General features: G+C 44.0%; 6 protein-coding genes. 4 read left to right on the forward strand and 2 right to left on the reverse strand.

Annotated elements, in window-relative coordinates; all coding sequences use genetic code 11:
* Positions 1-679: 679 nt before the first annotated feature.
* A complete protein-coding gene (locus AC1DV1_RS17055; protein ID WP_477361316.1) occupies positions 680-1,978 on the reverse strand; it encodes a glucosidase family protein in 1,299 nt (432 codons plus the stop codon).
* Between the two features lie 291 nt (positions 1,979-2,269).
* Between AC1DV1_RS17055 and AC1DV1_RS17060 the strand changes: the two genes are divergently transcribed.
* The 4 genes from AC1DV1_RS17060 (at position 2,270) to AC1DV1_RS17075 (ending at position 8,808) form a co-directional block, all read left to right on the forward strand.
* Positions 2,270-3,004, forward strand: a complete 735-nt coding sequence (locus AC1DV1_RS17060; protein WP_147052273.1) for a GntR family transcriptional regulator — start codon at positions 2,270-2,272, stop codon at positions 3,002-3,004.
* Between the two features lie 80 nt (positions 3,005-3,084).
* Positions 3,085-4,896: a class I mannose-6-phosphate isomerase gene (locus tag AC1DV1_RS17065; protein ID WP_477361318.1), complete on the forward strand. Its 1,812-nt coding sequence runs from the start codon at positions 3,085-3,087 to the stop codon at positions 4,894-4,896.
* Positions 4,897-4,941: 45 nt separating this feature from the next.
* The gene (locus AC1DV1_RS17070) at positions 4,942-6,351 is read left to right on the forward strand and encodes a sugar porter family MFS transporter (RefSeq protein ID WP_477361320.1); all 1,410 of its coding nucleotides are present in this window, start codon (positions 4,942-4,944) and stop codon (positions 6,349-6,351) included.
* A 183-nt stretch (positions 6,352-6,534) separates the two neighbouring features.
* The gene (locus AC1DV1_RS17075; RefSeq protein ID WP_477361322.1) at positions 6,535-8,808 is read left to right on the forward strand and encodes a GH92 family glycosyl hydrolase; all 2,274 of its coding nucleotides are present in this window, start codon (positions 6,535-6,537) and stop codon (positions 8,806-8,808) included.
* Positions 8,809-9,320: 512 nt separating this feature from the next.
* Here AC1DV1_RS17075 and AC1DV1_RS17080 read toward each other — a convergent pair.
* Complete coding sequence (locus AC1DV1_RS17080) at positions 9,321-12,482, reverse strand: GH92 family glycosyl hydrolase (protein WP_477361324.1); 3,162 nt, start codon at positions 12,480-12,482, stop codon at positions 9,321-9,323.
* Between the last annotated feature and the right edge of the window lie 264 nt (positions 12,483-12,746).

Raw genomic sequence — 12,746 nt, forward strand, 5'->3', positions numbered from 1 at the left:
TTTATCTTGTGATTTAAGGATTTAGGAAGTCACGTTACCAATTATAATAGCAAACATTCGAACATATTTATTAAATGTTAATACATTATAAAATATTTTAAAAAGATACCTTCAAAATGAGTGGATGAAGTGGAGAAACAGTCATTAAAAATGCGTAAAACAGTTTGTTGTAATTTTTATAGCATTTGTGTGTATTTGTATAACTTTTTTAAATGAAAAGTTCGAATTAATGACATAAAAGTATCGCATAAGTTATGGGTTTTCACAGTTGGTGGGGCACAAAAAGGCATAACGCAAACAGGCCGCTTTGTGGCCTGTCAATCATGTTTTTATAATTCTAATGAAGCACATATCCACGCATCATTGTAAGTATCCATCAGATAAAACCTAACAATGGAGATAACGTGCAACTAAATACAGTTAAATCATTGTACTAAAGTACCGTCATTATAAGGCACTTGTAATTATTGACAATCAATATCAAATATCCTTCATTGCGAGGCACGAAGCACTCCCCTACATGCTAAGTCCCACATAGTTCGGGATTGCTTCGTACCTCGCAATGACGATAGTTTAGTGCATTCGTTTAACTATATCCGTTGCATGTCATAACGATTCTTTTCAGGTTTTACCTGATGGTACCCGCAACGACGGATATTCGATATCGGTAATCAGCTTCTTATTTATTCCTGGCAGCCCATTGTTTTAAAACGGTAATGGCATCGTAAAGCACGCCTGCCTCGCCCCTGAAATCGCCCGAGCCTTTTGGGGCGCCGCTTCGTACATCGTACCACTCAAAAAAACCTTTGTTGGCAATAACCCTATCCAGCATTGGCGATAGCTCGGCATAAGCATCTTTGGCGTAACCGTATGACAGTAAGGGGGCTATCATGCGGCCACCAAACCATGTCCAGTCGCCGCCATTCTGATAATCGTAGGAGTGCATATTCGGGAAGCGCTCTGTTGGGTATGGCGGGTAAACGGTAATGCCAATAGTTGCATGTTTTTCTTTAGCTGCCGCAGCCACCATCTGGCGGTTTATCTCTTTAACCTCGGCCGGGGTATTAAAACCAGCCTGTATAGCGCATATCGATCCGCCTAAATACAATATCTCTTTTTCATTAAAATCGGGCGCAAAGGGGCTGCCATTAAGGTACAGGTGCGGGATATATTTTTGCTCACGGCTATCCCACAGGTATTTTCGCACGTTTTTGGTAACATTAGCCGCTACCAGCGCCCAGTTTTGTTTGGCTTTGTATCCTTTAGGCTGCATGGCCACAAAATTGTGCAGGGCTATTACAAACATGGCATTATCATATATATCAATGGCCCATTTGGTTTTATCGTTTATAGCCACACCCCAGCCGCCATCGGCCTGCACATCGCCCCAATCAATGGTGGTAGCCCCGGTTACCAGGCCATACTTTGCCGACCAGCGGTCTTTTTGCAGGTATATAAAAGCATCCTCCATACGCTGCAATACTGTTTTGCCGCCTATCACTTCATTTAAAATGGTTTTATCGCCGGTAACATCAATATATTTCTTTACAGCCTGCACCAGGGACGATTCCTGGTCGGTCTCCACCGTATTTTTATGGGCCGCCCAGCCACGCAACAATGGCGAGTAGCGGTATTTGTAGCCCACGTTTGCTTTGGCGCTATCTACCACGCCATCAACTATGTTACCATCATCGCCCTGGATCTTAAAAAATAATAGTATCTTTGTTTTAACCTCATCCTTAGGATGTACCTGGAGCGATCCCTTAATAAAAGTATTAAAATCGCGGATCCAAACCTCGTTGTAGGATGTGCCTGCAGAAAAGCCCGAAAGTAATTTTAAAGCCCTCGCCTGGATAGTATCTAACCGTTCATCGGCCACGATAGCTTTGGCAAGCGCCGCCTTACCTGTTGTTTGAGCGTTGGCAGATAAGCCGGTAACCGTAGAAAGCGTAATAAAAAAAGGCAAAAGTATTTTCATGCAGAGTTTATTTTATAAATGAAAGCAATTATAGGATATAATAACGCTGTCATCTGGCACAGACAACAAATATGTACAAACATAAAAACATTAAAATTTAATCCAAATTTATTATGCGTTTTATTTAAGGAAAATATAAAGCTATCTTTAAGTTTCAGACAATTCCTTTAAAAAGAGCAGAATGCTTCGTTTAACACATAAGGGATAAACATATTAATAAAACAGTGGCCGTTAATTAACAAATTATTTAATTTGCACCATACTGTTCATAAAACCTGGATAAATACCAACATGAAATTTTCAATAGATCATAAAAGCAGCGTTCCGCTTCATATACAGGCCGAGAACCTGCTAAGAGAACTGATAAAAGACCCTGAATACCAGGCAGGTAAGCTTTTACCCAACGAAGTGGACCTGGCAAAAAAACTCGCCATCTCGAGGACCACCCTGCGCCAGGCTATCAATAAACTGGTTTATGAAGAACTCCTGATCAGGAAGAAAAAGCTGGGAACAAAAGTGGCTCAGCCCAAAATGAGCTCAAAAGCCATGAACTGGCTGAGTTTTACCCAGGAAATGCAGGCACGTGGCATTATTATTAAAAATTACGAACTGCATGTGAGTTGGGTGTACCCCGACGATTATATAGCCAACTTTTTTGACATAAAAACCGAAAAAAAGATATTGAAACTGGAGCGCTTAAGAGGAAATGCAGACGAAGCTTTTGTTTATTTTGTATCCTATTTTCACCCCAGGATTGGCCTTACCGGCGATGAGGATTTTAAAAAACCGCTATACGAAATGCTTGAAAATGAACACTCTGTAGTTGCCGATCTATCAAAAGAAGAAATTAGCGCCAAGGCAGCCGATAAATTTATTGCCGGCAAACTGGAGATAGATATTGGCAGCCCCGTACTTTTCAGAAAGCGTTTTGTATTTGACCAGGGCGACCGGCCAATGGAGTATAACCTGGGTTACTACAAAGCCGAAAGTTTTGAGTATACAGTAGAAAGCCGAAGAACAAGTTAGGCCGAAACTAAATATTGATTACTTGTTTGGAATTTACATGAAATCTAATATGTTTGCACATTATAACATATAACGATTGTATGAACAGAGGTCCCGTTTTAAAAAATGACGTCAAACCAGATATTCAAGAACTGAGGTCGACCAGCCAGTTCCTCATTCCGGCTGAGAAGCAATCGGCGCAAAAATCTGAATACGATATCTACCCCACATTTAAAATTGACGGGCCCATTTTTAACGGATTTGGGAAGCTGGCAAGCTGGATTATAACGCAGCAACAAAACATCATTATTGATGGATACTCGGGCGTGTACTGGGATATTTTTGTACAACACCTTAATGCCGAGCTTGTTAATAAGGGAGCAAGCGTAAACTGGATAAACATTAATGAAGCCTTAAAACCCGAATTGGTTATACATGCCACAATAGCACCATTTATGGGCGGCGACGACCCTTTGTTTGGGAAGATTTACGAAGGCACCCTGGCAGACTTTTTTGACAGCGACGTGTTGGGCGAATTAAAGCCGGCAGGCAACTGCCTGAATATTATTTACGGCTGCGGCGCGGCACTTAGCGGCTGGCAGGCCCCCCTTATTTACCTGGATGTTCCTAAAAACGAAATCCAATTCAGGTCGAGGGCAAACAAGATCTGTAACCTTGGCGATCATCAGCCAGCAGACCCTAAAATACAGTACAAACGGTTCTATTTTGTTGACTGGCCGGTACTTAATAAACATAAAAAGCAATTACTGCCTGCTGTTGATATCATTGTTGACGAGCAAAGAATTGATGATATCAGCTGGGCAACCGGCGATACCCTCAGGAACGCGTTAAAACAGCTATCTGGCCATATGTTCAGGGCCAGGCCGTGGTTTGAGCCTGGCGTATGGGGAGGCCGCTGGATAAAAGATAACATTAATGGATTAAACGACGACGTGGTAAACTATGCATGGTCGTTTGAGTTGATAGCACCCGAAAATGGTATTATACTGCAATACGGTGACCATATGCTGGAGGTATCATTAGATACCCTGTTTTTATACAACAACCAGGCTATTTTAGGTAAAGCGGCAGCCAGGTTTGGTGATGCCTTCCCCATCAGGTTTGATTTCCTGGATACTTTTGATGGCGGCAACCTTTCGCTGCAATGCCATCCTACGGTAGCTTATACCAAGGCCAATTTTGGCGAAGATTTTACGCAGGACGAAACCTATTACATCCTTGATGCCGAACCGGGTGCCGAGGTATACCTGGGTTTCCAGGATAATATTGACAGACAGGAATTTAAAGCTGTGCTGGAAGATAGTTTTCAAAACAACCAACCTGTTGAAATAAAGGACTATGTGCAAACATTCCCGGCAAAAAAGCATGACCTGTTTTTGATTCCAAATGGTACGGTGCACTGCTCGGGCAAAAACAATATGGTGCTTGAAATAAGTGCCACGCCCTATATTTTCACCTTTAAAATGTACGATTGGCTTCGCCCGGATCTGAATGGAAACCCACGCACATTGAATATAGACCGGGCATTTGAAAATCTGAACTTCGACAGAAAAGGCGATGTGGTTACCGATACATTAATATCAAAACAAACGGTAGCCAAACAGGGTAAAGATTGGCAGGTAATTAACCTTACCACACATCCGGCGCATTTTTACGCCATCGACCGTTTTGAATTTGATACTGTTGTTGAAGAAGACACCAATAACCAGTGTCATGTATTAAGCCTGGTAGAAGGTGAAAGCATAAAAGTTACCACCAATGGATTAACGCAAGTTATCCATTATGCCGAAACATTTATTGTACCGGCCAATGCGTTAAGCTACACCATGACCAATACCGGCAAAAGCAGGGCAAAAGTGGTGAAAGCCTTTGTTAAGGATGAATGCTGTTAATAAAAACCTAAAATAAAAATAAACCATTACCTAAATTACCATTTCATGAGCCAGGAAAATTCAAAGTCGGTACAAAGCAGGTCTACCCTATTTTTGGTGGCCATTACTTTGGTAGCAACATTGGGCGGTTTACTTTTCGGTTTCGATATGGCCGTAATTTCGGGCGTGCTGCCTTTTGTAAAAAGCCAGTTCTCGTTATCAACTGCAACAGAAGGCTGGTTTGTATCATCGGCATTAGTTGGCTGTATTATCGGCGTATCCTTTTCGGGCGATTTAAGCGACCGGATAGGCCGTAAAAAGATGCTGATGTTAGCGGCCATATTATTCCTGCTTTCGGCCATTGGTTCGGCGTTATCATCTGGCTTTACCTTACTCATACTGGCACGCATGCTTGGTGGTATGGGCGTTGGGGTGGCATCAATTGTAGCGCCTTTGTATATCTCAGAAATTGCCCCCGCAAACGTAAGGGGCCGCCTGGTTACCTTTTACCAGCTGGCTATTACCGCGGGGATACTGGTGGCCTATTTAACCAACTCTGGCTTACTAAGTTTTTCGCTAAATTATAAAGGCAGCGGGTTGGGCGATATTTTAAACCTGGTACTGGTTAAGGAAGTTTGGCGCGGCATGTTGGGTTTAGGTACAGTGCCTGCCCTGCTATTTTTTACAGGCTTATGCTTTGTACCCGAAAGCCCGCGCTGGCTTATCCAACAAGGTAAAAATGATGAAGGGATAGCTATTTTGGCAAAAATAACCAATATGGCTTCGGCTCAAAAAGATGCCGTACTCATTCAAAACACCAAAAGCCAGGAGACGGGATCATATAAAGAAGTGTTTTCGCCGGCCATGCGCAAGCCATTGCTTATCGGCCTGCTGCTGCCCCTGTTTTCCCAGTTCAGCGGTATTAACGCGGTAATATATTATGGGCCGCGTATTTTAAGCGATGCAGGCATTAACATTACCAATGCGCTACTTGGGCAAATCATTTTTGGCATAGCCAACTTCCTGTTTACCATTATAGCCATCTGGAAGGTAGATAAAATGGGACGCCGGCCATTATACATTGCAGGCTCGTTGGGTGCAACAGTGTGCCTGGCATTTACCGGCATTTGTTTTTATTCAGGAGCAACCAGCAGCATCTCTTTAGTCATCAGCATTATACTATTCCTGGCTTGTTTCGCATTCTCTATCGGGCCGCTTAAATTTGTTATCGCTTCAGAAATTTTCCCTACCAAAATACGCGGCAGGGCTTTGGCTTTAAGTATAATGGTGATGTGGATTGCCGATACTATTGTGGGCCAGCTTACCCCCATGTTTTTGGGATCGGTTGGGCCTGCAGCTACCTTTTGGTTTTTCTCGGCTTGCTGCCTGTTATCATTCTGGGTAGTATATAAAATGGTGCCTGAAACTAAAGGTAAGTCGCTTGAAGAGGTACAGGAGATTTGGGCAGGGCATTGAGCCTCACCCTGCCCTCTCCAAAGGAGAGGGTTCTTGATTTGCATATTTTTTAAGTCCTCTCCCTTGGAGAGGATTTAGRTGAGGCTCCTCCGAAGGAGAGGATTCTTGATTTTCCTGTTTTTTAAGTCCTCTCCTTTGGAGAGGATTTAGGTGAGGCTCTTAACGATATATAAAAAAAGCAATATGATAAGGATACGCAAAACCGCTGCATTGTTCTTGGCAATTTCATGCGCCTATTTAAGCGGCGGCGCGCAAACAAAACAACCGGTTGATTACGTTGATCCGTTCATCGGGACATCCAATTCGCGTTGGATGCTGTTCCCGGGCGCTACAATGCCCAACGGTATGATTAAGCTTAGCCCCGATAACCAAAGAGGGGTTTGGCAGGGCGGTTATGAGTATGCTGTAGGGAGTATCCATGGCTTCAGCTTTTTACACGGGTGGACAATGGCGGGCCTGCTGACCATGCCCGCCAACGGCGATCTGTCCACATCACCGGGCGCGGCCGATGAGCCATTTAAAGGGGCCGGGGCGGGTTACCACTCCAGGTTCAGGCACGAGGACGAAAAGGCCTCGCCAGGGTATTATTCTGTTTTCCTGATGGATCCGCAGGTTAAGGTGGAACTGACTGCAACCGAACGTACCGGTGTGCAGCGCTATACCTTTGCCAAAGAAAGTTCGAACCGGATCATGATCCAGCTTAACATTCCGGCAGAGTATGGTTATGACCTGAAAGATGCTGTTATTACCAAAGTATCCAACTCAGAGGTACAGGGTTATGCCAAAACCGCATCGGCCAATTTTAATGACTATACCTTGTATTTTGTGATGCAGTTTAGCAAACCTTTTCATGATTTTGAGGGATATGGAAACCAGTCGGCAATTAAGAGCAATAAAGAGATCAAAGGATCGGGCGAACTGGGCGCATATGTTACCTACCCCACCTCGAAAACCGAACAGGTAATACTAAGAACCGGCATCTCGTTTGTTAACATGGACCAGGCCCGGCTCAATCTTAAAACAGAATTAAAAGGTTTCGACTGGAATTTTGATGCCCTGGTAAAGCATAACAGAACAATTTGGAACAATACCCTAAAGACTATTGCGGTAAACGGTGGCAGCGAAACCGATAAGAAGAAGTTTTACACCAATTTTTATCGTTGTTTCACTGCCAAGATGATCATGAGCGATGCCAACGGAAAATATACCGACGCCTGCGAAAACGTGCAACAACTACCGGCCGGCCGCACCGCAATGATAGGTGGCGATGCTTACTGGAATACCTTTTGGAATTTAAACCTGCTATGGACCCTAACATCGCCGGATATGGTGCAGCAACTGGTAGATACGCAGCTGGAAATGTACGAAAAAACAGGCTGGCTATCCAAAGGCCCGGCGGGGATAGAATACTCGGGCATTATGGAAGGCTCGCATGAAATGGCATTGATCACCTCAGCTTATTTAAAAGGCATTGTAACCAAAGATGCTGAAATAGCTTACCGCGCCATGAAAAAGACTATGGAGGTTGAACCCACTCCTACCTGTGGTGGCAATCCGGGCAATCCGCAGATAACTGATTATGCCAAATTTGGCTTTGTACCTGTTGAAAAAGGTGCCACCTCAAAAGCATTAGATTATGCCTACGATGACTGGTGCGTAGCCCAGATGGCCAAATTGCTGCATAAGGATGATGATTATAACTTTTTTTTAAAGCGATCTGCAAGCTGGAAAAACGTTTTTAACCCGGCAAGCCGCTACGTTACGCCAAGGAAGGCAGATGGCTCATTTATCCCTGATTTTGACCTTTTTTCTGTTAGTCATTTTGTAGAGGGCAACTCCTGGCAATATTCGTTATATGTGCCGCATGATGTTCCGGGTTTAATCAATTATATCCATAAGGATGAATTTTTAAAGCGGCTAACCATCGGCTTTCAAAAATCTGAGGTACACAAATTTGCGGCGCACGCACTTGACCGTACCATGGGGCAATCGGCCGAATATTATATTAACCAGGGCAACGAGGTAAATATGCAGGCTGTTTTCCTCTTTAATTATGCAGGCAAGCCATCTCTTACCCAATATTATACCAGGAAGATCCTGAACACCTTTTATGATGCCTCGCCCTACGTTGGCTGGAATGGCGACGAAGACGAAGGCCAGATGGGTGCCTGGTTTGTATTAAGCTCGATGGGTTTATTTGAAATGAACGGCGGCACATCGCCCGATTTAAGGATTGATATTACCAGCCCCTTGTTTAGCAACATTAAAATCAATTTAAACCCATCCTATTTCAAGGGAAAAACCTTCGAAATTAAGGCTTATAATAATTCGGCCAAAAACATCTACATCCGCACGGCAAAGTTAAACGGCAAAACTTTAAAGGATAATCATATCAGCTTTAAAGATATTGTAAACGGCGGCAAGCTGGAGTTGTATATGAGCGCCAAGGCTAATTAATTTCAGATGCCAGGTATCTAACGGAGTAAGCCATTTTTGCATTTTTGTAGAGACGCATAATTGCGTCTCCCGCGTTTAGTTCCGATTTACAAAGGCTGAGGCTATGTCGCCTATGTGCAAATCAAACTTGCATTTTAATCGGCCTTTTTATTTTGAATGCCCTATGGTCGATGCAAAATATTGCGTTTCTCCGCCATAAAGAAATCAAAGAAATTCAGGATTTGTATGGTTTGATTTGCATGTGGAAGATGCAAAGTATTCGTCTCTACAAAAAAAACCTATTGTTTCCTATAAATCATGGCGTTGCCTGCGGCCCGGGTTATCCGCTCATACAGCACCGGCATTAGGCTCATGGCCTGTATCCGCTACTCCCCCTAACGCAAATCGCAGTGGGCTTAAATATAAACCCTTCGATTGATGGGTGACAGATCTTCCACCAACCTAAAAAACTTGCGAAGTTTTAAAACTTCGCAAGTTTAAATTGCAAATAAGTGTCGGTAAAATGTAATTACCTACTGAGTAGCAGGCAAATCCTTAATACCCCATGCCTTATTAGGCTCGGGGCCCATTTCCAGCTTTAGCTCCCCGCCTTTTAACAATTCAGAAGCGGGAAACCAAAAGGATTGCAGCGCTTTACCGTTAAGTGTAGCGCTTTGTACATATTTGTTATCCCTTGATACATTTTTAGCCTCGATGGTAAAGCTTTGCCCCCTGCCGTACGCGCCGTTAAGGTGGATGGTTACCCTGGGGAAAATAGGGCTTCCTATTTCATATATCGGATGTGCGCTGGCGCCGCCATCTGTTTGGAAAAGCCCTAATGCATTCATGATAAACCACGAACTCATTTGTCCCTGGTCTTCATCGCCCAGGTAGGCGTTGGCGACACCAAAGCCATAAAAACGATCGACCACCGAGCGGCTCCATTTTTGGGTAAGCCAGGGGTGTTTACCCCAATTAAACAGGAATGCAAACTGCATACTTTGCTGGTTGCCTTGTATTACCGGGTAGTCCCAATACTGATCGCCGGGGGCATTAAACCTCAGCTTGTAGCTTTCTTTAAAGCCCCAGCTTAGGCGGTCGATAAACTTATCCTGGCCTATCTTCTGTATAAGGCCAGGAACATCCTGGGGCACAAAAAACGTAAGCTGCCAGGCATTTCCTTCTACATAATGTTCATTAGCACCCGACCGGAAAGGATCAAAATTTGGATACCAGGTGCCATCTGAATTTTTCATCCGCGAATACCCAATTGTTGTATCCATCGCATTTTTCCAATAGCCCGACCTGGTTTTAAAGGTGTCGTAAATATCATTCCGGCCCAATGACTTTGCCAGCTGCGAAACCGTCCAATCGTCATAGGCATACTCCATTGTGTTTGAAAACCGGCCTTTATCATACGGCACATATTTGTATTTTAAATAATCCTCCAGGTCTTCATTTCCTGCAAAGCCTGCCTTACCTACTTTTTGGGCCGGCGTGGTTTGCATTTTCACCACAGCTTCAAGCACCTTTTTTGAATCATAATCGCGGATACCCATCTGGTAGGCGCCCACCATCAGCGGGATCTCATGTTCGGCTACCATCACCGGAACGTAGTTCATGCCGGCGGGGCCTTTTGCAAGCCAGCCATCAGCATCGTACATAGCCAGCTGGGATTTTACCCAATTTGATGACCATTCGGGCGTTGCCAGGTTCCAAAACTGGTTAAGGTTCCAAAAGGTGTTCCAAAACGCATCGCAACCCATTGCCGGCGATTCAGGGTCTTTCAATTGCTGCAGCCTTTTCGAGGCATCAATCCATTGCCCGTTTACATCGCTCCAGGTATTGCGGCTGGCCAGGGCACGGAACATGTTGCTATAAAACCGCATTTTCTCGCGGCTATCGTTGGTGCTTATCTCCAGGCGTCCCAATAGCTTATTCCAGGTTTCCTTTTGGCCTTCCCGTACTTTCTCAAAACTCCAGTTATATGGTTTGGTAATTTCTTCCGATAAATTTTGCGCCGCGTTATCAAGGCTCACCAGTGATATGCCGGTACGCGTTTGCACTACCTGGTTTTCGCGGGTATCAAACTCCACATAAGCACCTGCATTTTTAGGGTCAATAGCGCCAACAATATCACCACCCCCTACTTTATTATTCACCCAGGTACCAAATTTGCGTATTGGGCGGTCAAACTCAATCACAAAATAAACTGTATAGATTTGATCGACTCCTCCCGACCATGCATCCTTTGTAAATTGCTTGCTTGATCCTTCTATCCGGGTATCGCTAACCTTTTTTAACGTAACATCCTTCAGGTTATATCCATATTCCGCCGGAATTTTCAAGTCTATCATTACCCTTGCGTTTTCAACTTTGGGGTAGGTGTAACGCTCAAAGCCGCACCGGGTGGTTGCCGTAAGCTCAGCTTTAATGTGGTAATCGGTCAGCATTACTTTATAATACCCTAAAGGCGCTTCCTCGCTCGATTTATCAATCTGCGAGCGGTAGCCGCCATCGCGTTTACGCTCGTCGCCTATGCGGGTTTGCAGCGGGCCGCTGGTTGGCATCATACCCAGGCCCGCCATTGTCCATTCATGAATGTGGCTAAATGTACCAATGCTTTCAAAAGTGGGGTCGTAACCACCCATCCAGCCCCCGTTTTGGTTATCGGGGCTTAGCTTAACCATCCCAAAAGGCATCCACGGCCCTGGCGCAATCATCCACCTGGAGTGTGCCGAGCCCAGGCGCGTATCTACATAATTTGCAGGCGTTTGTAGTTTGTTAGGCAGCCGCAGCACATTCCCTTTTTCAAGTAAAATATCATTGCAAAAAACCTCGTAGCTGCTTTTCTTTGTAGTTGCAACAGCCGGCATAGGAGCTTCAAACACATACCTTGCCGAATCAAGTTTATCCGAAAAAATTATCTTCCCGTCCAGCTTAACCAGCAACTTAGGCTTGCCACTCAGGTGTTGTGCGTCAACAAGTAACGGCTGATATCTTTTTTTCCCATCTTCAATCTCATAAGCTGCGGGTTTAACGCTACGCAAAAAGATATTTTGTGGAGTTGTTAGCTGCAATTCCTTTGGCCCATCCAGTTTAACCTGGTCAAATACCAGCCATGAACCATCTATGGAGGTAATTTGTATTTCGTTGCCGCCCTTGTGCAACAGGCCGTTTTTTATGGGGATGGTTAGCGTATAAGGATTGGCTTCACTAAGGTCGCCTTCAACAACCTTATTGTTTTTGCCGTTTGGAAGCCTGCTTTCAAACGACTTGCCGTTGATAACCACCTTTACCAATGGCGGCGAGGCCGCATTATAACCAACCATGTTTATAATAAAACTATAAACACCATTAACCGGCAAAGTTTTTATACCAAACAAAATATTAAGCATCTGCGAATGGATACCCGAAGTACCACCTGTGCCACCCCAGCCATCATTTGGGCCGGGTAATACATATGGCCAATCAGTTTCGGGTTTGGATAGGCCAACCAGGAAAAAACGGTCTTCCCATCCAAAATCATGGTCTAAAAAATGTTGGTATGCTGCAGGAGCCAACGCCATCCCCGAACTGTTACCGTCGGCTTTGCCTATTTGCCAGATTGCAGCCTGTTGGGTAAAACCCCGGTTTAATGTAAAGCACAAGGTGGCCATTAAAAGCAAACCTTTCCTATTGATCCTTATAAACATATATTCAAAATTGATTTATGCATAAATTATTGCTTATACATTCATAATCGCAAACCGAATTACAATTAATAATGTATGTACATAAATACATAAAATATTTCAATGTGCAAATTTTTAATACAATGCGACCAATAATTTATTGACAATGCGCCAATGAATGAATACCCAACAGAGTAAAGCAGGCATTAAATACGTTCACAACATAATTTGGTTAGGCATTGGGCGGGCAAACGTAGACCGTTAAAATTTATTGTTATTTATATA

Source organism: Mucilaginibacter sp. P4_D1 (genome assembly GCF_056401935.1).